This is a genomic window from Rahnella inusitata, from assembly GCF_965118895.1.
Lineage (GTDB): Bacteria > Pseudomonadota > Gammaproteobacteria > Enterobacterales > Enterobacteriaceae > Rahnella > Rahnella inusitata_A.
The window spans coordinates 1-25,682 of the sequence record NZ_CBCPJJ010000021.1; the positions used below are offsets into that span (position 1 = coordinate 1).

Annotated in this window: 20 protein-coding genes and 1 riboswitch; of the genes, 15 read left to right on the forward strand and 5 right to left on the reverse strand. The window is 52.8% G+C overall.

Annotated features, from left to right (window positions below):
* Positions 1–243 precede the first annotated feature (243 nt).
* From metA to aceK, 4 genes are all read left to right on the forward strand, one after another.
* A complete protein-coding gene (gene metA, locus ACMHLI_RS16855; RefSeq protein ID WP_413530458.1) occupies positions 244–1,173 on the forward strand; it encodes a homoserine O-succinyltransferase MetA in 930 nt (309 codons plus the stop codon).
* 371 nt (positions 1,174–1,544) lie between these two features.
* The gene (aceB, locus tag ACMHLI_RS16860; protein ID WP_413530459.1) at positions 1,545–3,143 is read left to right on the forward strand and encodes a malate synthase A; all 1,599 of its coding nucleotides are present in this window, start codon (positions 1,545–1,547) and stop codon (positions 3,141–3,143) included.
* Positions 3,144–3,184: 41 nt separating this feature from the next.
* Positions 3,185–4,507: an isocitrate lyase gene (aceA, locus tag ACMHLI_RS16865; RefSeq protein WP_413530460.1), complete on the forward strand. Its 1,323-nt coding sequence runs from the start codon at positions 3,185–3,187 to the stop codon at positions 4,505–4,507.
* Positions 4,508–4,558: 51 nt separating this feature from the next.
* Entirely contained in the window at positions 4,559–6,295 is a 1,737-nt protein-coding gene (gene aceK, locus ACMHLI_RS16870; protein WP_413530461.1) for a bifunctional isocitrate dehydrogenase kinase/phosphatase, read from the forward strand.
* Between the two features lie 39 nt (positions 6,296–6,334).
* On the opposite strand, the gene ACMHLI_RS16875 is transcribed toward aceK, so the two are convergent.
* Together ACMHLI_RS16875 and iclR are read right to left on the reverse strand one after the other, a co-directional pair.
* Positions 6,335–7,039 (reverse strand): hypothetical protein, encoded by a 705-nt coding sequence (locus tag ACMHLI_RS16875; protein ID WP_413530462.1) that lies wholly within the window; start codon positions 7,037–7,039, stop codon positions 6,335–6,337.
* 115 nt (positions 7,040–7,154) lie between these two features.
* Positions 7,155–7,994 carry a glyoxylate bypass operon transcriptional repressor IclR gene (iclR, locus tag ACMHLI_RS16880; RefSeq protein WP_413530463.1) on the reverse strand — a complete coding sequence of 280 codons (840 nt, stop codon included), beginning with the start codon at positions 7,992–7,994 and terminating at the stop codon, positions 7,155–7,157.
* A gap of 247 nt (positions 7,995–8,241) precedes the next feature.
* Between iclR and metH the strand changes: the two genes are divergently transcribed.
* Positions 8,242–11,943 (forward strand): methionine synthase, encoded by a 3,702-nt coding sequence (metH, locus tag ACMHLI_RS16885; RefSeq protein ID WP_413530464.1) that lies wholly within the window; start codon positions 8,242–8,244, stop codon positions 11,941–11,943.
* Between the two features lie 51 nt (positions 11,944–11,994).
* Here the strand turns inward: metH and ACMHLI_RS16890 are convergent, their stop codons facing one another.
* Complete coding sequence (locus ACMHLI_RS16890; RefSeq protein ID WP_413530465.1) at positions 11,995–12,705, reverse strand: UTRA domain-containing protein; 711 nt, start codon at positions 12,703–12,705, stop codon at positions 11,995–11,997.
* A 202-nt stretch (positions 12,706–12,907) separates the two neighbouring features.
* Between ACMHLI_RS16890 and ACMHLI_RS16895 the strand changes: the two genes are divergently transcribed.
* From ACMHLI_RS16895 to ACMHLI_RS16925, 7 genes are all read left to right on the forward strand, one after another.
* Positions 12,908–13,966, forward strand: coding sequence for an ABC transporter substrate-binding protein (locus ACMHLI_RS16895; protein ID WP_413530466.1), 1,059 nt, complete (start codon positions 12,908–12,910; stop codon positions 13,964–13,966).
* A 96-nt stretch (positions 13,967–14,062) separates the two neighbouring features.
* Positions 14,063–14,860 carry an alkaline phosphatase family protein gene (locus ACMHLI_RS16900; protein ID WP_413530467.1) on the forward strand — a complete coding sequence of 266 codons (798 nt, stop codon included), beginning with the start codon at positions 14,063–14,065 and terminating at the stop codon, positions 14,858–14,860.
* A 26-nt stretch (positions 14,861–14,886) separates the two neighbouring features.
* Positions 14,887–15,729 carry an ABC transporter permease gene (locus ACMHLI_RS16905; protein ID WP_413530468.1) on the forward strand — a complete coding sequence of 281 codons (843 nt, stop codon included), beginning with the start codon at positions 14,887–14,889 and terminating at the stop codon, positions 15,727–15,729.
* A gap of 23 nt (positions 15,730–15,752) precedes the next feature.
* A complete protein-coding gene (locus ACMHLI_RS16910; protein WP_413530469.1) occupies positions 15,753–16,538 on the forward strand; it encodes an ABC transporter permease in 786 nt (261 codons plus the stop codon).
* 1 nt (position 16,539) lies between these two features.
* Entirely contained in the window at positions 16,540–17,532 is a 993-nt protein-coding gene (locus ACMHLI_RS16915) for an ABC transporter ATP-binding protein (RefSeq protein WP_413530470.1), read from the forward strand.
* Entirely contained in the window at positions 17,529–18,185 is a 657-nt protein-coding gene (locus ACMHLI_RS16920; RefSeq protein ID WP_413530471.1) for an HAD family hydrolase, read from the forward strand. Before ACMHLI_RS16915 ends, ACMHLI_RS16920 begins: the two co-directional genes overlap by 4 nt.
* A 15-nt stretch (positions 18,186–18,200) precedes the next feature.
* On the forward strand, positions 18,201–19,853 hold the full coding sequence (locus ACMHLI_RS16925) for a Na/Pi cotransporter family protein (protein ID WP_413530472.1): 1,653 nt from the start codon (positions 18,201–18,203) through the stop codon (positions 19,851–19,853).
* Between the two features lie 54 nt (positions 19,854–19,907).
* Here ACMHLI_RS16925 and panS read toward each other — a convergent pair whose 3' ends face one another.
* Both panS and lysC read right to left on the reverse strand, forming a co-directional pair.
* Positions 19,908–20,825: a ketopantoate/pantoate/pantothenate transporter PanS gene (panS, locus tag ACMHLI_RS16930; protein ID WP_112168462.1), complete on the reverse strand. Its 918-nt coding sequence runs from the start codon at positions 20,823–20,825 to the stop codon at positions 19,908–19,910.
* Between the two features lie 90 nt (positions 20,826–20,915).
* Positions 20,916–22,307, reverse strand: a complete 1,392-nt coding sequence (gene lysC / locus ACMHLI_RS16935; RefSeq protein WP_413530473.1) for a lysine-sensitive aspartokinase 3 — start codon at positions 22,305–22,307, stop codon at positions 20,916–20,918.
* Between the two features lie 106 nt (positions 22,308–22,413).
* Positions 22,414–22,605: riboswitch (Lysine riboswitch) on the reverse strand.
* A gap of 240 nt (positions 22,606–22,845) precedes the next feature.
* Here lysC and pgi point away from each other — a divergent pair.
* The 3 genes from pgi (at position 22,846) to ubiC (ending at position 25,671) form a co-directional block, all read left to right on the forward strand.
* The gene (pgi, locus tag ACMHLI_RS16940; protein ID WP_413530474.1) at positions 22,846–24,495 is read left to right on the forward strand and encodes a glucose-6-phosphate isomerase; all 1,650 of its coding nucleotides are present in this window, start codon (positions 22,846–22,848) and stop codon (positions 24,493–24,495) included.
* 138 nt (positions 24,496–24,633) lie between these two features.
* Positions 24,634–25,041 carry a phosphate-starvation-inducible protein PsiE gene (gene psiE / locus ACMHLI_RS16945; RefSeq protein ID WP_056776022.1) on the forward strand — a complete coding sequence of 136 codons (408 nt, stop codon included), beginning with the start codon at positions 24,634–24,636 and terminating at the stop codon, positions 25,039–25,041.
* Between the two features lie 90 nt (positions 25,042–25,131).
* On the forward strand, positions 25,132–25,671 hold the full coding sequence (ubiC, locus tag ACMHLI_RS16950) for a chorismate lyase (RefSeq protein ID WP_413530475.1): 540 nt from the start codon (positions 25,132–25,134) through the stop codon (positions 25,669–25,671).
* The last annotated feature ends 11 nt before the right edge of the window (positions 25,672–25,682 follow it).

Consider the following 25,682-nt stretch of genomic DNA (forward strand, 5'->3'; position numbering starts at 1 on the left):
TGGGAATAGGTGGTTCCGTTTACATATCAGAACGTTTTCTGCTCAGATCCACTGTTTATGAACCACTGCTTTATCGCTTGATTCCCCTAATATATGTCTCTATATATCTAAAACGTCTAAATAAATAACTGAAGCTGAAACATTTTCACTTACTGCTTGCAGGCTCGACATTGCTCCTAAAATTCGCTATCTTCGGCTATCTAGAAGTCTAAACGTATAAATGGATGCAGTGAGGAAGTTGCTATGCCGATCCGGGTTCCAGATGATTTACCAGCCGTGAATTTCCTGCGCAATGAGAACGTCTTTGTGATGACATCGTCGCGCGCAAAAACTCAGGAAATCAGACCTTTGAAAGTGCTGGTACTTAACCTGATGCCAAAGAAAATTGAGACCGAAAATCAGTTTTTACGGCTGCTTTCCAACTCTCCTTTGCAAATTGATGTTCAGCTTCTGCGCATCGATAACCGCGAGTCAAAAAATACGCCAGCTGAGCATCTTGATAACTTCTACTGTGATTTCGAAGATATCCAGCATGACAACTATGACGGTCTGATTGTCACCGGAGCACCTCTCGGACTCGTCGATTTCTGCGATGTCGCCTACTGGCCTGAGATAGAGCGCGTTATCCACTGGGCAAAGGAGCACGTTACTTCGACGCTGTTTGTATGTTGGGCGGTTCAGGCGGCTTTAAATGTGTTATACGACATTCCCAAAATGACGCGCGAAACTAAGCTGTCAGGTGTTTATCCGCATCAGACACTGCAATCCGTTGCATTGCTAACTCGCGGATTTGATGAAACTTTCCTGGCACCACACTCCCGCTATGCAGATTTCCCGGCGGAGGTCCTGCGTCAGTACACGGATCTGGATATTTTTGCTGAATCTGAAGAAGCGGGAGCTTATTTGTTTGCGACTAAAGATAAGCGAATGGCCTTCGTCACCGGGCATCCTGAATATGATGCAGGTACTCTGGCCGGTGAATATCTCCGAGATGTCGCAGCAGGGCTATCTCCAGACATGCCTTGCAACTATTTTCCGCAAGATAATGCCGAGTTATCGCCAAAGGCGACCTGGCGTAGTCACGGCCATTTGCTCTTTACGAACTGGCTTAACTACTACGTCTATCAGATCACACCGTTTGATCTTCGCCAGATGAATCCAACCCTGGAATAACAGACTTAAAGATCCGGAAAACGATCACGCCTGATCGTCTGCCGGATTTACTTCTTCCCCGCGATCACCCTACTTTTCGGTACATCCCCTAACAGTTTTTTCTAGATTTCGAAATTCATTATCATTTCTGAATAATTATATTTCTCAGTATCTATTTGATTAAAATGAATATATTTCAAAGCTAAAAATAAAATGGAAATCGTTTTTGATTTTATGTAATTCCTGATTACGCTTAAGTCTATCGGGTGATAAATAACCAGAAAGAAATCGTCATAGAGATTGGCTGACGAGACTGGTTTATTTCCTACCGTAATAGCATCTGTCCAGTGAGGCGGTCTGGCAGATTACGCAGATAAATCAGGAGAATAGCGATGTCAGAGCAAATTACCTGCAGTCAGCTTGGCTTTACACGCCAATTTGGTGAGCATGAACCCCTTATCCTGACGGAAGAAGCCGTCAATTTTTTGTCAGAACTGGTGGTGCATTTCACCCCATCGCGTAACCGACTGTTGGCAGACCGCATCGCTGTACAGCAGAAAATTGATCAAGGAGAATTTCCTGATTTTATTTCGGAAACAGATTCCATAAAAAAATTAGACTGGAAAATTCGTAATATTCCAACTGATTTGTTGGACCGTCGCGTTGAAATTACCGGACCGGTTGAGCGCAAAATGGTGATTAACGCGCTTAATGCCAATGTGAAAGTTTTTATGGCTGACTTTGAAGATTCGCTGGCTCCTGACTGGCAGAAGGTCATTGAAGGGCAAATCAATTTGCGGGATGCGGTAAATGGGACCATCAGCCACACCAATGAATCCGGTAAAATTTATCAGCTCAAGCCTGATCCTGCGGTGCTGATTTGCCGCGTTCGCGGTCTGCATCTCCCAGAGAAGCATGTGACATGGCAGGGCGAAGCGATCCCTGGTTCATTGTTCGATTTCGCTTTGTACTTTTTCCACAACTATCGCGCCTTGCTCGCCAAAGACAGCGGTCCCTATTTTTATCTGCCCAAAATGCAGTCTTATCATGAAGCTGACTGGTGGAGTCAGGTCTTCAGCTTTGCCGAGGACTACGCAGATTTACCGCGCGGCACAATCAAAGCCACCGTATTAATTGAGACGTTGCCCGCCGTTTTCCAGATGGACGAAATCCTGTACCACCTGCGAGATCACATTGTCGGACTTAACTGCGGTCGATGGGATTACATCTTCAGTTATATCAAAACGCTGAAAAATCATAGTGATCGCGTTTTACCCGATCGCCAGTCGGTCACCATGACCCAGCCTTTCCTTAGCGCCTACTCGCGGTTGCTGATCAAGACCTGCCACCGTCGCGGTGCCTTTGCTATGGGCGGCATGGCGGCATTTATCCCCAGCAAAGATGTCCAGCGTAATGAACTGGTGCTCAATAAAGTCAGAACCGATAAAGAGCTTGAGGCGAACAACGGACATGACGGCACGTGGATCGCGCATCCAGGGCTGGCCGACACGGTGTTGGAAGTCTTCGATAAAGCACTCGGATCGCGTACTAATCAGCTTGATGTCATGCGCGAAGAAGATGGGGGAATTACCGCTCAGCAGTTGCTTGAACCCTGCTCAGGCGAGCGTACCGAAGAGGGCATGCGCGCCAATATCCGTGTGGCGATTCAGTACATCGAAGCCTGGATTTCCGGCAACGGTTGCGTACCGATTTACGGGCTGATGGAAGACGCAGCAACTGCAGAAATCTCCCGTACCTCCATCTGGCAGTGGATCCGTCATGGCAAAACGCTCAGCGACGGCCAACTGGTGACCAAGCCCCTGTTCCGCCGCATGCTGAATGAAGAAATGCTGGTGATCCAGCAAGAGCTGGGAGAACAACGTTTCAGCGCTGGCCGCTTCACGCAGGCTGCCGCTTTGATGGAAAAAATCACTACACAGGATGAACTTATCGACTTCCTGACACTGCCGGGCTATCAGCTGCTGGCCTGATCCTTCTTACCCTACCTATAAAAAAGACCGGAGCATTTGCCATGAAAATAACACGTACTCAGCAAATTCAGCAGCTTGAAGAAACCTGGAGCCAGCCACGCTGGAAAGGCATTACCCGTCCGTATACCGCCGCTGAAGTGATCAGTCTGCGCGGCTCCGTTAACCCTGAGTGCACGCTGGCACAGCATGGCGCATCCCGTTTGTGGCGGTTATTGCACGGTTCATCACGTAAAGGGTATGTGAACTGTCTCGGCGCGCTGACCGGCGGTCAGGCATTGCAGCAGGCGAAAGCCGGTATCGAAGCCATTTATCTCTCCGGCTGGCAGGTCGCTGCGGATGCCAATACTGCATCCAGCATGTATCCCGACCAGTCATTGTATCCGGTGAATTCCGTTCCGGAAGTCGTGGCACGCATTAATAATACCTTCCGCCGCGCCGATCAAATTCAGTGGTCGAATAATATTGAACCGGGGCAGTCGGGTTACACAGATTACTTTCTGCCGATTGTTGCTGATGCTGAAGCCGGGTTTGGCGGTGTATTGAATGCATTTGAGCTGATGAAATCCATGATCGAAGCGGGCGCAGCGGCTGTGCATTTCGAAGATCAACTTGCAGCGGTGAAAAAATGCGGGCACATGGGCGGCAAGGTGCTAGTACCGACTCAGGAGGCGGTGCAAAAGCTGGTTTCCGCACGTCTTGCGGCAGATGTGCTCGGCGTTCCGACGTTACTGGTCGCAAGAACAGATGCCGATGCGGCGGATTTACTGACATCCGATTGTGACCCCTATGACAGCCAGTTTATTACTGGCGAAAGGACGCACGAAGGTTTTTACCGCACTAACGCCGGAATCGAACAGGCCATCAGCCGCGGGCTGGCTTATGCCCCTTATGCTGATATCGTCTGGTGCGAAACCTCGACGCCGGATCTGGCGCTTGCCCGGCGATTTGCGGACGCCATCCACGCAAAATTCCCAGGCAAACTGCTGGCGTACAACTGCTCACCCTCGTTTAACTGGAAGAAAAATCTCGACGATAAGACCATCGCCAGCTTCCAGGATCAGCTTGCCGCGATGGGCTACCAGTATCAGTTCATCACGCTGGCAGGTATCCACAGTATGTGGTTCAACATGTTCGATCTGGCCCATGCTTACGCGCAGGGCGAAGGCATGAAACATTACGTTGAAAAAGTGCAGGAACCGGAGTTTGCAGCCATCAGTCGCGGCTATACCTTTGCTTCTCATCAGCAGGAAGTGGGCACCGGCTATTTCGATAAGGTCACTAACATCATTCAGGGTGGGCACTCCTCGGTGACTGCTTTAACGGGTTCAACGGAAGAGCAGCAATTCTCGCCGACACATCACTGATTTTTATTCTGCCCGGCGAAAGTCGGGCATTTCTTCTTCAGGAGCCAGACGATGCGCATAGAGCTGTTGATTGCCCAGACGATTTTACAAGGGTTCGATGCGCAGTATGGTCGTTTTCTGGAAGTGACCGCCGGTGCTCAGCAGAGATTCGAGCAGGCAGACTGGCCCGCGATACAGGCGGCGATGAAGCAACGGATCCATCTTTACGATCATCACGTCGGGCTGGTGGTCGCCCAGCTTAAATGCATCACTGGCCCTCATTTTTATGATGCGGCTTTTCTGGTTCGGGTCAAAAATTGTTACTCAGAACTGCTGCCAGACTATCCACGGGCAGAAATTGCTGAAAGCTTCTTTAATTCAGTCTATTGCCGGATTTTCAAACACCGCGATCTGACCGCAGATAAACTCTATATTTTCAGTGGGCAGCCCGCTCATCCGCAGCGACACTGCCCGCGGCCGTTAGCGCGTAAATACCTGGTTCAGGGAAATCTGACGACCACGCTTGAAAAGGTGCTTGGCGATCTCCCAATGCGCTTACCCTGGGAAAACGCCCCGCGTGATGTCGAATATATCGCCACAGCGTTGCAACAACGTTTTTCTGCGGTACAACTCTCTGACGCTGTGATTGAGATAGCGATGGAGATTTTTTACCGCAATAAAGCCGCATGGGTCATTGGTAAAATCAGAGTCGGGCAGCAGGTTTTTCCGTTGTTGCTGCCTGTGCATCGGGGGCATAAGAGCATGTTGTTCGTCGATGCCTGTCTCACCGACAGCAACGACGCCAGTATTGTCTTCGGCTTTGCCCGATCGTATTTCATGGTGTATGCCCCTCAGCCCGGTGCGCTGGTGGAATGGTTGCGTGAGATTTTACCGGCCAAAACCACCGCCGAACTCTACAGCGCCATCGGCTGCCAGAAGCACGCAAAAACGGAGTGTTATCGTGAGCATTTACGTTTTATGGCGCAGACCGATGAATCTTTCATTGTAGCACCGGGTGTCAAAGGCATGGTGATGCTGGTGTTTACCCTGCCAGGCAGCGACCGTGTTTTTAAAGTGATAAAAGATCGTTTCGCGCCGCAAAAAGAGGTCACCGAAGCGCAGGTCATGGCGTGCTATCAGCTGGTCAAAGAACATGACCGTGTTGGACGTATGGCGGATACCCAGGAGTTTGAGCACTTTATTCTGCCGAAGAAAAATATCAGCCCGGAACTGATGGCGGAGTTACAGCGGGAGGTACCGGCAAAGATGGAGGATTTGGGAAACAGTATTGTTCTGCGGCATTTGTACATCGAACGACGTATGACCCCGCTGAATATCTATCTGGAGCAGGCCAGCGATCAGCAGCTGTATGACGTGATCGAAGAATACGGGAACGCAATAAAACAGCTGGCAGCCGCCAATATTTTTCCCGGCGATATGTTGTTCAAAAACTTTGGCGTGACCCGCCACGGCCGCGTAGTGTTTTATGATTACGATGAAATCTGTTATATGACTGAAGTGAATTTCCGTAATATTCCCTCACCGCGTTTTCCAGAAGACGAACTGGCCAGCGAACCCTGGTACAGCATCGCGCAGAACGATGTTTTCCCCGAAGAATTTCGACATTTTTTATGCAGCGATAAACGTATCAGGCAGATCTTTGAAGCTGTCCACGATGACCTGTTTCAGGCGGATTACTGGCGCGGTTTACAACAGCGTATTCGTGAAGGGCATGTGGAAGATGTGTTTGCCTACCGGCGTTGCCAGCGCTTTAAACCTAGCCCGGCTGGTGAATACGGATATCCCTGAACTTTGCATTTCAGGGATGTCTCATAAGTTATATTGTTATTAACTCGAAAAATCCGAGAGATGGCGTGAAATCACTGAACCTGACGGATTAACAACACTTAAATCATTAAAGATACATTCCTGGTAAAGATGTCCCGGAAGTAAGCGTTTAATATTCGCAGATAAATTGGTACTGCGTAATTGAGACGGTGGACGATAATGACCACTGTTATTTGTCCACATCGTTAATCTTCCATTATTAAATGTCATATCACCCGCAAAAAGGACGGGTTTCCACATAGTGATGGAAGTGTGACCTTCTATTTCAACCCGCTTATCTGATAAAAACCCATAGAACGGATGGGAAATATGACCGTTTGTTCCTAGCCCCGGATCGCTGCCGCGACGCTCACTTTTATAGGGATGTATAGAGGCATTGCTGACGTGTCTTTCAACTTTGTGTTGATTACCTTCCATCATTCTATTGAGAATATCGTACGGCTGTACGCAATAAATTGTTTCCGGTTCGCTTGCCAGTATAGCAAATAAGAAACGGCCATGAAGTCGTGGTCTGAATTTGGGAATATCATTAACTGGTTTGAAAAAATAATCAGTAGGTGAATTACACCCTAAAATGAAACGTTGATTTTTTGTGGCAGGTGCTTGTAAAGACGTAGAATCAACCGGTATCGGGGTGACGGATGATGAAGAGATAAAAGGAGACCCTGAATGACCACGATTTTTCGAGCCGAATACACTTGGCATAAATATCCTTATAAATTACTACCTGGAAAAATTAAAGGTCTTGACTGACTATCAATGAGTTAAGCATAAGAGCATGACTTAACCCAAATCATTTCATGGTCACTTCATCTGAAAATCAGTGTCCACCACCATAAGCCTGCGTAATTTCTTTTGCTGCGTGGATCACCAGTGCACCCAGTTCGGTGACTCGGTCATCGGTGATGCGTGAGACCGGGCCTGAAATCGATATCGCTGCATAGGCATCGTTATGCTCATCGTAAATGCAGGTCGCTACACAGCGCAGTCCCAGTGCGTGTTCCTCGTCATCAAAGGCATACCCGCGCTTGCGCGTTTCCGTCAGTTCCTGCTTCAGATTTACCGGCGAGGTTTTAGTCAGCGGCGTATAGCTATGCAACCCGATTTTATGCAGCAGTTTCACCAGCCGCTCTTCCGGCAATGTGGATAGAAACGCTTTCCCCGCGCCCGAGGCGTGCATCGGCAGTTTTCCTCCGATCGGCGCTGACATTCGCATTAGCGCATTACATTGCACCTGATCGATGATGATCGCCTGATAGTCACTGTGATCCAGCACCGCCAGATTCACGGTCTCGCCGGATTCTTCCATCAGGCGGCGGAGCATCGGATGCACCATCGCCAGCAAGTTACGGCTTTGCAGAAAGCTGCTGCCCACCACAAATGCATGCGAGCCAATTGTCCACAGACCTAAATCCCCGACCTGACGCACAAATCCCTGCTGCTGCATGGTGGTCAGCAAACGGTGTGTGGTGGAATTCGGTAAACCGGCCTGCTGAGCCAGATCGGTTAGCGCTACGCTGCCCTGTGCCTGGGCAATATATTCCAGCAATTTGAGGCCACGGGTCAGGGACTGGACCTGTCCGGTGGCGGCGCTGCCTGTTGCGGTTGCGGCTTTGGTTTTTTTAGCGCGTTTGGCCGGGGTCGATGCGGACGTTGCCATAAGCCTGTTCCTTGTAAGATGCGCCAAAGGTTGGCGAAGAAAAATCATTTTTGGAAGTAGTTTTCGTTTTTACAGTATGGATCGCAACCTGCCTTTGCGCTCATCCGATGTGTTGCATTGCATTTGCGGGATGTCTTCCCGAATTGAAAAAGTCTCACGTCGGCGCGGCCTTTTGGTTCGGGAAGGTATGCTAGGATGTTGACCATAATTTCCGGTGCATGAGTGAACAATTTGCCCGGTGTGCGTGATGGGTGATGAGGTGAAAGTGACTAATCGAGTAGAAGCGCTACATAAGCAGCTGGCACAGCGCATAATGGTTCTGGACGGCGGCATGGGCACCATGATCCAAAGCTATCGTCTGGAAGAAGAGGATTACCGCGGCGAGCGTTTTGCCGACTGGGAAAGCGATCTTAAAGGCAATAACGATCTTCTGGTGTTAAGCAAACCGGAAGTGATCGTCGAAATCCATAACGGCTACCTGGCTGCTGGCGCAGATATCCTTGAAACCAACACTTTCAACTCCACCACTATCGCGATGGCTGACTACCACATGGAGTCGTTGTCGTCTGAAATTAACTATGAAGCCGCCCGTCTGGCGCGTATCTGCGCAGACGAATGGACCGCCCGCACACCAGAGAAACCGCGTTACGTTGCGGGTGTTTTAGGGCCGACCAACCGCACCGCCTCGATCTCTCCGGATGTGAACGATCCGGCATTCCGTAACGTCTCTTTCGATCAACTGGTGGAAGCCTACCGCGAATCCACCCGTGCGCTGATCAAAGGTGGCGCTGATCTGATCATGATCGAAACCGTGTTTGACACGCTCAATGCCAAAGCCGCCACATTTGCAGTAGAAACAGAATTTGAAGCATTGGGTATTGTGCTGCCGGTCATGGTCTCCGGCACAATCACCGATGCCTCCGGCCGTACCTTGTCAGGCCAGACGACTGAAGCCTTTTACAACTCCCTGCGTCACGTCAAACCGCTGACCTTCGGCCTGAACTGCGCACTGGGCCCGGATGAATTACGTGAATACGTCGCCGAATTATCCCGTATCGCGGAATGCTACGTTACGGCCCACCCGAACGCCGGGCTGCCGAATGCCTTCGGTGAGTACGATCTTGAAGCCAAAGAAATGGCCGAGCATATTGGCGAATGGGCGCGCTCAGGCTTCCTGAACATTGTCGGTGGTTGCTGTGGTACAACGCCCGCGCACATCGCGGCGATGGTCAAAGCCGTCGAAGGCGTGCCACCGCGCGTCATACCGGACATTCCTGTCGCCTGTCGTCTGGCCGGGCTTGAACCGCTGACCATCGATCCGAAAACACTGTTCGTTAATGTGGGTGAGCGTACCAACGTCACTGGCTCAGCGCGCTTTAAACGTCTGATCAAAGAAGAGAAATATGCCGAAGCGCTGGCGGTTGCCCGCCAGCAGGTAGAAAGCGGTGCGCAAATCATCGATATCAACATGGATGAAGGGATGCTGGACGCCGAAGCGGCGATGGTGCGTTTCCTTAACCTGATTGCCGGTGAACCGGATATCGCCCGTGTACCAATCATGATCGATTCCTCCAAGTGGAACGTTATCGAGCAAGGGCTAAAGTGCATTCAGGGCAAAGGCATTGTTAACTCGATATCGATGAAAGAAGGTGAGGAGGCCTTCTTACATCATGCGCGTATTGTTCGTCGCTACGGTGCCGCCGTGGTGGTCATGGCGTTTGATGAAACCGGGCAGGCGGATACCCGCTCGCGCAAAATTGAAATTTGTCGCCGCGCCTATAAATTACTGACCGAAAAAGTGGGTTTCCCGCCGGAAGACATCATTTTCGATCCGAATATTTTTGCCGTCGCAACAGGTATCGAAGAACACAACAACTACGCGGTGGATTTCATCGAAGCCTGCGCTGACATCAAAGCGCAGCTGCCGCACGCCTTAATTTCCGGTGGTGTTTCCAATGTTTCGTTCTCGTTTCGCGGCAATGATCACGTCCGCGAAGCTATTCACGCCGTATTCCTCTATCACGCCATCCAAAACGGTATGGACATGGGGATCGTCAACGCCGGTCAGTTAGCGATTTATGATGATTTACCAGCCGAACTGCGCGATGCCGTGGAAGATGTGATTTTGAACCGTCGCGATGACGGTACGGAGCGGTTGCTCGATCTGGCGGAAAAATATCGCGGTAACAAAGATGACGGCGAAGCCAATAAACAACAGGCCGAATGGCGTGGCTGGGACGTCAAAAAACGTCTCGAATATTCCATGATTAAAGGCATTACTGAGTTTATCGAACTGGATACCGAAGAGTGTCGTCAGCAGGCTGCCCGCCCGATTGAAGTGATCGAGGGACCATTGATGGACGGCATGAACGTGGTCGGGGACTTGTTTGGTGCCGGTAAGATGTTCCTGCCGCAGGTGGTAAAATCTGCGCGCGTGATGAAACAGGCGGTGGCTTACCTCGAGCCATACATCGAAGCCAGCAAAGAGAAAGGCAAAACCAACGGCAAAATCTTGCTGGCCACGGTGAAAGGCGATGTGCATGACATTGGGAAAAACATCGTTGGCGTGGTGCTGCAGTGTAATAACTACGAGATTATTGATCTCGGCGTAATGGTTGCTACTGACAAAATTCTGAAAACCGCCATTGAGGAAAAGGTTGATATCATTGGTCTTTCCGGGCTGATTACGCCTTCGCTGGATGAAATGGTGAACGTGGCAAAAGAGATGGAGCGCCGTGGTTTTACCATGCCGCTGCTGATTGGTGGGGCGACGACTTCCAAAGCGCACACCGCCGTGAAAATCGAGCAAAATTACAGCGGGCCAACAGTGTATGTGCAAAATGCCTCACGTTCGGTTGGCGTGGTGTCTGCGTTGTTGTCGGATGAACAGCGCGGTCCTTTTGTTGAGCGCACGCGCAAAGAGTACGACACCGTGCGTATTCAGCATGGCCGTAAAAAGCCGCGCACACCGCCGGTCAGTCTGGAAGTCGCACGTGATAACGCCACAACGATTGACTGGGAAAGCTATACGCCGCCGGTTGCGCACCGTCTGGGTGTGCAGAAAGTGGAAGCCAGTATTGAAACGCTGCGTAATTATATCGATTGGACGCCGTTCTTCATGACCTGGTCGCTGGCGGGTAAATATCCCCGCATTCTGGAAGATGAAGTGGTCGGCGAAGAAGCCAGGCGCCTGTTCAAAGATGCCAACGATCTGCTGGATAAACTCTCGCTGGAGAAACTGCTCAATCCGCGTGGGGTCGTTGGTTTATTTCCGGCAAACCGCAAAGGCGATGATATTGAGATTTACAGCGATGAACGCCGTCAGGACGTGCTGGTAGTCAGCCATCATCTGCGTCAGCAGACGGAGAAAAATGATTTCGCCAACTACTGTCTGGCTGACTTTGTCGCCCCGAAATCCACTGGCAAAAAAGATTATATGGGCGCGTTTGCGGTCACCGGCGGGCTTGAGGAAGACGCGCTGGCCGAGGCGTACGACAAACAGCATGACGACTACAACAAAATCATGATCAAGGCGCTGGCAGACCGTCTGGCCGAAGCCTTTGCGGAATATCTGCACGAGAAAGTACGGAAAGTGTACTGGGGCTTCGCGGCCAATGAGAATCTCAGTAACGAAGAATTGATCCGCGAAAATTATCAGGGCATCCGCCCTGCGCCAGGCTATCCGGCTTGTCCTGAACATACAGAAAAGGGCCAGATCTGGAAATTATTGGATGTGGAAACCAACACCGGTATGCAACTGACGGAATCTTTCGCCATGTGGCCGGGTGCGGCGGTATCGGGCTGGTACTTCAGTCACCCTGACAGCAAATACTTCGCCGTGGCGCAGATCCAGCGCGATCAGGTGGAGGATTATGCGGCGCGTAAAAATATGCCGATCGCTGAAGTTGAGCGCTGGCTGGCACCGAATCTGGGCTACGACGCCGACTGATCGTAAAAATGCCCGTTAATTAACGGGCATTTTTTTATCTGTTTTCCCCACTCAGTTCACTTCCACATCAATGTGCAACGCGTCATAACGCCAGTATTCAAGATCGCAGTCGATAACCCGGTCATGCTGATCGCGGTTGGTGCGCGTAATAAATAACGCCGGGCTACCGGAGGCGACCCTCAGCGCGCGTGAAGCTTCTTCGGTCAGCAGCGTCGGCACCATATCGAAACGAACCCGACCATAGTGAATGTCATAACGCGAGGCATACAGGTCGGTCAGCGAGGACGTCAGGTCCGCGTCGAGAATGCCCTGAAAATACAGCGCATTGAGATAATGCTCGACGTATAAGACAGGGCGACCGTCGATGTAACGAAGCCGCCGGATACATATCACTTCACTGTCAGGCGGCAGCTGCAATTTTTGACCTACGGCTTCGCTTGCGGCGCACTGTCTGGCATCGATCACTTCAGTTTGCGCACTGCGGCCCTGGTCTCTCGCCATGGCATGAAAATGGCTGCGTTGCAGCGGGTTGTAGATAATCCGTGGCGGTGAGACAAACCAGCCGCGGCGGACTTCCCGGTAAATCAGCCCCTGAGCTTCCAGCTGACTTAATGCTTCCCGCAGCGTGATACGGGTGGTTGAAAAACGTTCGCTCAGCGCACGCTCAGAGGGCAGCCTTCCCTCGGCCGAAAATTCCCCCGTCGCGATACTTTGACTTAATGCCTTACAGATCACGGCCAACGTCGTCTGCGGATCTCTCATCGGTCAGCAAGCCTCATTTCAGTGCGGTTATGCACCAATCCGACCCTTTTTTGTGTAAATAATGTGCGCCCGATAACAGCTGGAAGCTTAAAACTGCTGCTTTTTCAGGCTGACATATAATTATCACAATTGATCGTTAGATTGGCTTGGTTATTGCTGGACTAGACCAGCACCTCACACCCTACCATCTGGAGCTTCCGTTATGAAACAGTTGTTCGCTTCTGTGTTAACCAGCGCGCTCGTATTGTCCACCTCAACGGCTTTTGCCGCTGAGCCTCCTGCTGAACTTCTTAAAGCAGCGCAAGCTGAAGGAACGGTAAACAGTGTCGGTATGCCTGATGACTGGGCCAACTGGAAAGGGACCTGGAGTGATCTGAGCACCAAATACGGTCTCAAACACAGCGATACTGACATGAGTTCGGCGCAGGAAATTGCCAAATTCCTCGCTGAAAAAGATAACGCCAGTGCCGACATTGGTGATGTAGGCGCCGCGTTCGGACCGGTCGCCGTGCAAAAGGGCGTCACCCAGCCTTATAAGCCAACCACCTGGGATCAGGTGCCAGAGTGGGCGAAGGACAAAGAGGGTATGTGGGCACTCGCTTACACCGGAACCATTGCGTTCATTATCGATAAGTCTCAGGTGAAGGATGAACCACACAGTTGGGCTGAACTACTGAAGGGCAAATATAAAGTCACTATCGGAGATGTCAGCACCGCTGCGCAGGCTGCCAACGGCGTGCTTGCCGCCACATACGCCATGGGCGGTAATGAAACTAATCTGAAACCGGGTCTGGAATATTTCGGCAAACTGGCGAAAGCAGGGCGTCTGAGCCTCACTAATCCGGTGATCGCTTCTCTGGAAAAAGGCGAAGTGCAGGTCGGCGTGGTGTGGGACTTCAACGGCCTAAGCTATCGCGACAAAATCGACAAAACACGCTTCGACGTTGTTATCCCGTCCGATGGCTCTATCACCTCCGGTTACACCACGATCATCAACAAATTCGCTAAACACCCGAACGCCGCCAAACTGGCGCGCGAATATATCTTCTCCGATGCCGGTCAGATCAATCTGGCGCAGGGTTATGCCCGCCCAATCCGTGCCGACCACATCACCTTGCCTGACGACGTGAAAGCTAAACTGCTGCCGTCCAGCGAGTACAAAAATGCCCATCCGATTGCTGACCCTGCCGCCTGGGACAAGAGCGCCAAAACGCTGCCTCGTCTGTGGCAGGAAAACGTCATGATCAATATGCAGCAGTAATTACCTGAAAAAAAATAATAAAAGTATCCCCAAACTCATTAGGGTTGCCCGAACGACGGCGGGGATTTCAGCACCTGCAAGAAAGGCAAAAGTTTCATGAAAAGCATTCTGGTAGTACTGGACGGCCTGAATTATCAGGTCGCCCGCGACGCAATGGGGTATTTACAGGCGCAGTGTGCTGAAGGACGAGGCCGCTTGTATCAGCTGGAATGTGCCTTGCCTTCGCTGTCCCGGCCGCTATATGAGTGCATCCTCACCGGAATTACGCCGGTCGTGAGCGGCATTGTGAATAATCAGGTCGATCGCTTATCCACACAACGCAGTATTTTTCATTATGCCCGTGATGCCGGTCTGACGACGGCGGCCGCGGCCTATCACTGGGTCAGCGAGTTGTATAACCGTACGCCGTTTGATCCACCGCGTGACCGCCATACCAGCGATGAAACGCTGGCAATTCAGCACGGTCATTTCTATTACGATGACGCTTATCCGGATTCGCATTTGTTTGACGATGCCGAAAGCCTGCGTCGCCGTCATGACCCCGATTTTCTGCTGATCCACCCGATGAACATTGACGATGCGGGCCACAAATTTGGCCTCTCAACGCCGCAATACCGCAACAAAGCGCGGACGGCGGACGGAATTTTATCCCGCTTTTTAGGTGACTGGCTGGAGGCGGGTTATCAGGTGATTGTCACCGCCGATCACGGCATGAACGACGATCGCAGCCACGGCGGCATTTTGCCGGAAGAGCGTCAGGTACCGTTATTTGTTTTCGGCAGTGCGTTCACGTTAGGAGACGCTGCGCCACTGCAAACCGAGCTGTGCGGCACCGTCTGTCAGATCCTCAATATCACCCACGATAAGCCACATTGTGCGGCATTACTGGCCTGAATCCCGTCACTTTTAGAGGATACCCGATGAAAGCTAAGTGGATTGCGGCGCTGTTTATGCTGCCATTTCTGGTGTTTTTCATTGCCTTCCAGCTCGCGCCGCTGGCATGGATTGCGGTCAGCAGCTTCTACAGCGAAACCTATGAAGCCTGGGGGCTGGGAAATTACACCGATATCCTCACGTCGCCGTTCTATTTGCAGGCAATGCGCTTCTCGCTGGATATTTCAATCTGGTCAAGTTTCTATGGTTTGCTGATTGCGTTAGTGGGCAGTTACTCACTCCGTCAGCTAGGCCCGACAAAGCTTCATGACTTCGTGATGTCGTTTACCAACATGACCAGTAACTTTGCAGGCGTGCCGCTGGCCTTCGCGTTCGTCATTCTGCTCGGTCTCAACGGCTGTCTGACCTTACTGCTGCAAAAATACGGGCTGATGGAAAACTTCAATCTGTACTCGAAAAGCGGGCTGATTGTGCTTTACACCTACTTCCAGATCCCGCTCGGCGTCTTGCTGATGTATCCGGCATTTGACGCGCTGCGCGAAGACTGGCGTGAATCCGCCGCGTTGCTCGGCGCTGGTCGCTGGAGTTACTGGCGCTTCATCGGGATGCCGGTGCTGTTCCCGGCGCTGATGGGGACGTTCGTGATTTTACTCGCCAACGCGCTGGGGGCCTATGCCACGGTGTATGCCCTGACCACTGGCAACTTCAACGTGGTGCCGGTGCGGATCGCCGCGCTGGTTTCGGGTGATATTTCCCTCGACCCGAATATGGGCAGCGCGCTGGCGATGTTGCTGGTGGTGCTGATGGCGTTTATCACGCTAATCCATCAGTGGCTGCTGCGTAAAAGCTATCTCAGCCAACGGCAGTAATTGCTGCAAAAGAGGAGTGTGAAATGTCGCGATCTGAAGCGATTTACCACCGTGTGGTGATCTGGGTTTTACTGATTGTGTTGATGTTGCCCCTGCTGGCGACGCTGGTTTACGCGCTGGTATTGGAATGGGGCGCGACGATTTTACCGAGCGGCTTTACGCTCAAATGGCTGGTGGCGCTGTGGAGCGATCCACGATTTCTTATCGCGTTGTGGCATTCGCTGCTGGTGTGTTTCGGGACGCTTTTTCTCTCGCTGGCGCTGATTCTGCCACTGATGTTTGTGATTGCTTACTATTTTCCTAAGCTCGACGCGCTAATGAATATCCTCATTCTGCTGCCGTTTGCGGTGCCACCGGTGGTGTCATCGGTCGGCCTGATGCAGCTTTATTCTGGCGAGCCGTTATCGCTGACCGGCACGCCGTGGATCCTGATCGGTTGTTACTTCACCATCGCGCTGCCGTTTATCTACCGCGCCATTTCCAACAACATGCAGGCCATTAACCTGCGCGATTTGATGGACGCCGCACATCTGCTGGGAGCCAGCACCTGGAAAGCTGCGCTGCTGGTCGTGCTGCCGAACCTGCGCAAAGGCGCAACCATCGCCGTGCTGCTCTCTTTCTCCTTCCTGATCGGGGAATTTGTCTTCGCCAATCTGCTGGTGGGCAGCCGCTATGAAACGGTTCAGGTTTATCTCTATAACATGCGCAACGGCAGCGGCCATTTCACCAGCGCGCTGGTCATCTCCTATTTTATGGTCGTCCTGATTTTCACCTGGGTGGCGAACATGCTGAACAAAGGAAAGAGCTGATATGTCTTATTTGCAGGTCACTCAACTCAACAAGTCTTATGGCCCTACGCAGATTTTCAACAATATTGATTTCTCCGCCAGAGAGGGTGAATTCGTCACGCTGCTGGGGCCGAGCGGCTGCGGCAAGTCCACGCTGCTGCGCTGTCTTGCCGGTCTGACGTCCGTCGACAGTGGAAAAATTGTGCTTCAGGGGCAGGATATCGTTCCGTTGCCACCGCAGCAGCGCGGCATCGGTATGGTCTTTCAGAGCTATGCGTTGTTTCCCAATATGACGGTGGAAGCTAACGTGGCGTTTGGGCTGAAGATGCAAAAATTGCCTGCCGGAGAAGTGCATCGCCGCGTCGGTGAAGTGTTGGAACTGGTGGAAATGAATGATTACGCCAGACGTTATCCTCACCAACTTTCTGGCGGCCAGTGCCAACGCGTGGCGCTCGCCCGCTCGCTGGTGACGCAGCCGCGGCTGCTGTTGCTGGATGAACCGCTGTCCGCGCTGGATGCCCGCATCCGTAAACATCTGCGCGAACAAATCCGTCGTATCCAGCGTGAAATGAACCTGACCGCCATTTTTGTCACACACGATCAGGAAGAAGCGTTGACGATGTCAGATCGCATTGTGCTCATGAACAAGGGGCAAATCGTCCAAAATGCCGATGCCGAAACCTTGTATACTGAACCCGTGGATGCTTTCGCCGCCGGATTTATCGGCAGTTATAACCTGCTAAGTGCCGAACAGGCGATGGCGCTGACCGGCATCACCTACACGGGGCGCGTCGCTATCCGCCCGGAGTCAGTCACTGTGTGTGAAGTGATTGAAGGTATTCCGGCCAAAATTCTCAGCCACAGTCTGCTTGGCAACGTGGTGCGTTATCGCGTGTTAGCGCACGGCGTAGAGCTTTCTGTGGACGTCTTAAACCGGTCTGTGGCTTCACTTCGCGCCGATGGCAGCGATATTGGTCTACAGTTAGATCTTGTTACGTTACGGGAAGTTGCATGAAACTGGCGCTGTTTGATCTCGATGAAACCCTGATTAGCGGCGACTGTTCCAGTTTGTGGTCTGCCTATATGGTGGCACAAGGCTGGGTGGCCGATGAACAGGCTTTTCTGCAACAGGATGCTGCGCTGATGCAGCAATATGCCGTCGGTCAGATGGATATGCGCGAGTACATGCGATGTACGCTGGCGCCGCTGACCGGCCGTACTCAAGGCGACGTCGCGGCGATGGTCGCGCGTTACATCGAAGATGTTATTGCACCGCGTATTTATGCGCAGGCGCGTGAGTGTCTGGCCACTCACCGCGCACAGGGCGACCGGACGGTGATTATTTCCGCCTCCGGTGAGCATCTGGTGCAGCCGATTGCCCGTTTCCTTGGTGTCGATGAAACGCTGGCGATCGGTGTAGAAATTCAGAATGGCCGCTTTACCGGGGCCACGCAGGGAACGATGACCTATCGCGAAGGCAAAGTCTCGCGGTTGCTGGATCTCATCAATCAGGATGAAACCCTGCTGCAACAAGCCAGTTTTTATTCGGATTCCCACAACGATCTGCCGTTGTTGACCAAAGTGGGTCAGCCTTACGCAGTGAATCCGGACGCCATCCTGCTCCAGCACGCCCGGCAGGCAGGATGGCCGGTCTATGCCTGGCGTTAATGGAGCTGTTTTTTCGTGTTAACCCTTCTTCATCTGTTATCTGCTGTTTCCCTGCTGGTGTGGGGAACGCACATCGTCCGTACCGGCATCATGCGCGTTTTTGGTGCGAATTTGCGCCGCGTGCTGAGCAGTAGTGTAGAAAAAAAACCGCTGGCCTTCGTGGCCGGTATCGGTGTGACCGCGCTGGTGCAAAGCAGTAACGCCACTGCGCTGCTGGTGACGTCGTTCGTTTCTCAGGGGTTGGTGGCGCTGGCGCCCGCGCTGGTGATCATTCTCGGTGCCGACGTCGGTACTGCTGTCATGGCGCGTATCCTGACGTTCGATTTGTCGTGGCTTTCCCCGCTGTTTATCTTCGTCGGTGTGGCGTTCTTCCTCAGTCGCAAGCAAACCCGCGCGGGCCAGATGGGACGCGTAGGGATCGGCCTTGGCCTGATATTGCTGGCGCTGGAACTGATTGTTTCGGCAGCGACGCCGATCATGCAGGCGTCCGGCGTCAAAGTGCTGTTCTCGTCGCTGACCGGGGACGTGTTGCTCGATGCCCTGACCGGTGCGATCTTTGCCATCATCAGTTATTCCAGTCTCGCCGCCGTACTGCTGACCGCCACGTTGACGGCCACCGGTGTGATTTCACTGAAAGTGTCATTGTGTCTGGTGATCGGGGCCAACCTCGGTAGCGGTTTACTGGCGATGATTAACGCCAGTAAAATGAATGCTGCAGGTCGCCGCGTGGCGCTGGGCAGCACGCTGTTTAAGCTGATTGGTCTGGTGATTGTACTGCCGTTTGTCGGCCCGCTTTCGACGCAGCTGGCGCGGCTCGGTATTCCGGACGAAGAGCTGGTGATCTACTTCCACATGTTCTACAACCTTATCCGTTGTCTGGCGATGGTGCCGCTGACCGCGCCGATGGCGAGAGTGTGCGAGATGATGATTGCCGACGTGCCGGAAGATGACCCGCGCCTGCGTCCGCGCCATCTGGACGTCAGCGCCATTGATACCCCGACGCTGGCGCTGGCCAACGCCGCCCGCGAAACTCTGCGCATGGGCGATGTGGTAGAACATATGTTGATCCTCAACCGCGAAGTCATGCACGGGAAACTGGCGCAGGATCGCGAAGTGCGCCGCCTCGACGACGACGTGGATGTGCTGTACACCGCCATCAAACTCTATCTGGCGCAAATCAACAAAGAGGGGCTGGGGGAAGAGGATTCACGTCGCTGGGCGGAAATCATCGAAATGGCGCTGAACCTGGAACAGGCAGGCGACATCATCGAACGCATGACCGGCGATATCACCGCCAAATCCCACGCAACGCGCCGCGCATTTTCGCCGGAAGGGCTGGTGGAGCTGGAAGCCCTGCATGAAAAACTGCTCGATAACCTGCGTCTGAGCCTCGGAGTGTTCTTGTCGAATGACCTGACCAGCGCGCGTCGTCTGCGCCGTTCCAAACACCGCTTCCGCATTCTCGACCGTCGCTATGCACACGCGCACGTTGACCGTCTGCATCAGCATAACGTCCAGAGTATCGAAACCAGTTCGTTGCACCTTGGCCTGCTGGGCGACATGAAGCGTCTGAATTCGTTGTTCTGTGCGGTGGCGTATAACGTGCTGGATCAGGATGAGCAGGAAGATGAAATGCGTGAACCCAATGATGACGTGAAAGTGGTTTAACGTAAGGTATTCAGTAAAGTAAAACGGGCGCTGTCAAAAGCGCCCGTTTCTTTTTTAGTCTTTCTTAACCGGTTTGCCTGACCAGTAACCGGCCAGCAGAGAACCTGACAGATTGTGCCAGACTGAGAACAGCGCGCCCGGCAAGGCGGCCAGCGGGGAGAAGTAAATCTTCCCGAGCGTCGCGGCTAAACCTGAGTTTTGCATCCCGACTTCCATCGCCAGCGTACGGCAGGTGGTTTCGTCAAAGCCAAACAGTTTCCCGCCCCAGTAGCCGCTCAGCAGGCCGATCGCGTTATGCAGGATCACCGCCACAATCACCACCAGACCGACCGAGCCGATAAAGCCCTGACTGCCCGCCACCACGGCGCTGATGATAGCGACAATGCATACCATGGAAAACAGCGGCAGCAGCGGTTCGATCCGTTTCACCGTTTTAGTGAATAAATGATGAATAATCAGACCGGCTAAAATCGGGATCACCACGATCTGCAAAATACTCAGCAGCATGCCTTCCACATCGACTTTAATGTGCGTATCGACATACAACCGTGTGAGCAACGGCGTGGCCACCACGCCCACCAGCGTTGATACGGCTGAAATCGTGACTGACAGCGCTACGTCACCTTTCGCCAGATAGATCATCACGTTGGAAGCGGTTCCGCTGGCGACACTGCCCACCAGAATCATCCCGGCAGACAAATCCGCCGGCATGTGGAACAGTTTTGCCAGCACCCACGCCGCCAGCGGCATGATCAGATAATGCAGAAACGTCGCCGCTGCCACCGGGCCGGGGCGAGAGAGCACGCGTTTGAAATCACCGAACTCGAGGGTGACGCCCATCGCAAACATAATCAGCATCAGCAGGGTAGAAACATGCGGGCCGATGGGGGTGAACGTGGTGGGTGAATAGTACGCGGCGACCGATAACAGCACGGCCCACAACGGAAACAGACGGGTGATAATGGCTAACATTGAGGATGATCCTTGTCTTTGTTGTTTTGCAAAAATACAGACAAAAAAAAGACCGGGCACAAGGCCCGGTCTTCACAGATACCGCGCCCGTTATTGTTCGAATAGGTTGCGGTGTAGTGTTTTAACGACCTGATCGGCATCACTGCCCGGTACCAGGAAGCACAGGTTATAGCTGCTCGCGCCGTAGCAAATCATGCGGATGTTGAACGGATCCAATACGCCGAAGACTTCTTTGCCAACGCCACACGCCTGCGACAGCTTGTTGCCGATGATAGCGATCAGCGCCAGATTCTCTTCGACTTCCACGCGGCACAGCGACGACAGTTCGGTCAGCAGTGACGTGGTCAGCAGGCTGGCGTCAGATGAGGTGGAACCGGTGGTGTCCAGCGTCAGCGCTACGCTGACTTCGGATGTAGTGATCAAATCCACAGAAATGTTGTGGCGGGCCAGAATACCAAACACGTCAGCGAGGAAACCGCGTGAATGCAACATGCTCAGGCTGTGCAACGTGACCAGCGTTTGTCTGCGACGCAGGGCGATCGCGCGGAATAACGGTGGATTATCGCTGGTATCGCACACCAACGTGCCGCCGCCCGACGGATCTTTGCTGGAGCCGACAAATACCGGAATGCCGCGACGTACCGCCGGCAGCAGCGTGGCAGGATGCAGAACTTTGGCACCGAAAGTGGCCATTTCAGCGGCTTCTTCAAACGCGATTCGGTCAATACGTTTCGCAGCCGGTACCAGACGCGGGTCAGTAGTGTAAATGCCCGGTACGTCCGTCCAGATATCCACACGCACCGCGCCGAGCGCTTCGCCCAGCAATGCTGCGGTGTAGTCACTGCCGCCACGGCCAAGCGTCGTGGTGCGGCCTTTACCTTCTGAACCGATAAAGCCCTGAGTGATCACCAGCGCGTCCTGCAAACGCGGTTGCAGCTGCGAAAGCGTCAGGTCGGTCAGCGCCTGCGTGTCCGGCTCTGCGCGACCAAAGTGATCGTTGGTGCGCATGACTTTACGCACGTCGAACCATTCTACAGGCACGTTGCGCTGGCGGATGACTTCAACAAACAGCAGGGTGGACATCAGCTCGCCGTGGCTGACCAGTTCGTCGGTCAATGCGGTAGAGGTCGCGAGGCTTGCGGCTTCCGACAGCATGGCGATATTTTCCAGCATGCGACCCACTTCTTCGCGGATCACCGTTGGATTATCGAGGCGGTCAATAATGGCATTCTGGATGCGGCGGATTTCGTCAAGCAGGAAGACACGGCGTTCGGTTTCCTGGCCCGTTGCCAGCTCGACTAATAAATTGGTGACGCCCGCAGAGGCGGAGAGAACGACCAGACGAACTTCCGGGCGCGCAAGAACGATGTCTGCACTGCGGTTCATCGCGTCGAAATCAGCCACACTGGTACCGCCGAACTTGGCGACGATAACGTTGCCCAAAGGCTGCACAGTGGCGTTGCGGGATGCTGCGTGATTCATGTAAAACCTCATGTCCGGGACGTCATTTCTATGACGGCCACCTAATCCATAAGAATTGGCACAAGGGGAGAGCGGGAAACGGGAGCAGGCGTAGAGATGCTACGATACACCCAGAAGCGCCCCACCATGCCAATACCCTTTTTCGGGTATGTCGGTGACAACCCAGAGGATTCAGCCCCTGTGGTCGATCATCTGCCTGCCGTCAGCATTTGACCTCGGCGCCGCTCCCCCTGATGCACCTTCGTAGGATTTCGGCTCCTCCGGTACACTGCCTGGGCGACGCGCCTCTTCTGGCTCACAACAGCGTACGTGAGCACGCGTGCGAGTTCGGTGCTTAGGAATAACGGGTTATGGCGCGTCTGTCAACGGTCTCACGGCCGGTCGAGCCACATTTTGAGCGATTGTCATCTAATATTGTTCTTTGTCATTGTGGATCCACAGATCTGGCCTATCGCAAGAAAAGGCATCTCATCTCGGGAAGTTCAGGATACAATCGGGACAGTGACCTCATATTTATTCTCAGCCTAAGAGCATTGCTATGAAAAATATCAATCCAACTCAGACCGCTGCCTGGCAAGCGCTGCAGCAGCATTTCGACACGATGAAAGATGTGCAGATTAGCCATCTGTTTGCTGAAGATGGTGATCGTTTCTCCAAGTTCTCTGCCACGTTTGAAGACCAGATGCTGGTCGATTTCTCCAAAAACCGCATCACATCAGAAACGCTGGACAAGCTGCAGGCTCTGGCAAAAGAGACTGATCTTCAGGGGGCCATCAAATCGATGTTCTCTGGTGAGAAGATCAACCGTACCGAAGACCGCGCCGTTCTGCACGTTGCGCTGCGTAACCGCAGCAACACGCCGATTGTGGTCGATGGCAAAGATGTGATGCCGGAAGTCAACGCGGTTCTGGCGAAGATCAAAGGTTTTACCGAGCGCGTTATCGGTGGTGACTGGAAGGGTTATACCGGCAAAGCGATCACTGACATCGTCAACATCGGTATCGGCGGTTCAGACCTCGGCCCGTTCATGGTGACCGAAGCGCTGCGTCCGTATAAAAATCATCTGAACATGCATTTCGTCTCCAACGTTGATGGCACCCATATCGCCGAAACGCTGAAAGACCTGTCGCCGGAAACCACGCTGTTCCTGGTGGCATCAAAAACGTTCACCACGCAAGAAACCATGACTAACGCCCACAGCGCGCGTGACTGGTTCCTGAAAACCGCGGGCGATGACAAACACGTGGCGAAACACTTCGCCGCGCTGTCTACCAACGGTAAAGCGGTCGGCGAGTTTGGTATCGACACCGACAACATGTTCGAGTTCTGGGACTGGGTCGGTGGCCGTTACTCTCTGTGGTCCGCAATCGGCCTGTCAATTGCGCTGTCCGTCGGTTTCGAAAACTTCGAGCAGCTGCTGAGCGGCGCGCACGCGATGGATAACCACTTCGCGAATACCCCTGCTGAGAAAAACCTGCCGGTTCTGCTGGCGCTGATCGGTATCTGGTACAACGATTTCTACGGCACTGAAACCGAAGCGATCCTGCCATACGATCAGTACATGCACCGTTTTGCTGCATACTTCCAGCAAGGCAATATGGAATCCAACGGTAAATTCGTTGACCGTAACGGCAATCCGGTGGATTACCAGACTGGCCCGATCATCTGGGGCGAGCCGGGTACCAACGGCCAGCATGCGTTCTATCAGCTGATTCACCAGGGTACTAAAATCATCCCTTGTGACTTCATCGCGCCGGCCATCAGCCATAACCCGCTGAGTGATCACCACGCGAAACTGCTGTCTAACTTCTTCGCACAGACGGAAGCGCTGGCATTTGGTAAATCTCTGGACGTGGTCGAGAAAGAATTCGCCGACCAGGGTAAAAAACCGGAAGACGTGAAACACGTTGCGCCGTTCAAAGTGTTCGAAGGTAACCGTCCGACTAACTCCATCCTGCTGCGTGAAATCACGCCATACAGCCTGGGTGCGTTGATCGCGATGTACGAGCACAAAATCTTCACGCAGGGCGCTATCCTGAACATCTACACCTTCGACCAATGGGGCGTGGAATTAGGTAAACAACTGGCGAACCGCATCCTGCCAGAGCTTGAAGGCAGCGAAGATGTGAAGGGTCACGACAGCTCGACGAATGGCCTGATCAATCGTTTCAAAAACTGGCGCGCATAATTGCGTAGAAATACGTAAAAGAACGCTGGAAATAAAAGGGTTAGCCTTCACAGGCTGACCCTTTTTTAATGCCGCTTTTCCTGTGCGGACTCTGTGGTATTCTGCGGGTATTAATAACAAAAGTGGGATGTAGATCACATGGCAGGATCAAAACGGGCAACGATGATTTCGGTCATCATGCAGCGAATTTTGAACGTTTTTTTATTGGGACTGGCCGCGATTCTGATGATTTTTATCGGCCGCGAAACCTATCATTTAGCAATGGTATTGTTCGTGAATAACGATCAGTCTTCGTCGTATCTTCTGATAGAGGGGATTGTCATTTACTTCCTCTATTTCGAATTTATCGCGCTGATCATTAAGTATTTTTCGTCGGGATATCATTTCCCGCTGCGCTACTTTATTTACATCGGTATCACGGCGATTATTCGACTGATTATTGTCGATCACAAAAGCCCTTATGACACGCTGGTGTATGCCTGCGCGATCCTCGTTCTGGTCGTCACGCTCTTCCTGGCGAACAGCGAGCGTCTGCGCCGCGAGTAAAATGATGCAATTACTGCCTCGCATTCATGCGTTAGAATACGAGGCAGATAATTCATTGGAGGTATGAATACCTCCATTACGGAGCCGTTGATGTCTGATTCCCATTCCCCTGCACAACCCCCGATTCACTGGTTTAACGATCCGACTGATGTTCCTGCGGACGTGGCTGACTGGCTGATGGAAATGGGATCCATGACCCGTCGCTTTGAAAAACAGGGTGTTACTGTCACCGTTAAACCTCAAAACGAATGCTTTGTCAGCCGCGCTGAACTGGGAGAAAGTGAAGCGCAGCAGTTGCCGGAAAGCACCCGTTACTGGGTGCGCGAAATCGTACTGTTTGGCGACGCTGAGCCTTGGTTGCTCGGTCGTACCGTCATTCCCGAAGAGACACTGACCGGGCCTGACATGGCGCTGGTGGATCTCGGTACCATACCGCTTGGCCGTTACCTCTTCAGCGGTAATAACCTGACCCGCGATTACATCCATCTCGGGCAGTTGCAAAGTGAGCAGGGCGACTTATGGGCGCGGCGTTCGCGTCTGCGTCTTTCTGATAAACCGCTGCTGCTGACGGAAATTTTCCTGCCAGATTCACCGGTTCACCGCCCTGAAGGCAAAGTGAGCGGGATATGAGCCAGACCAAT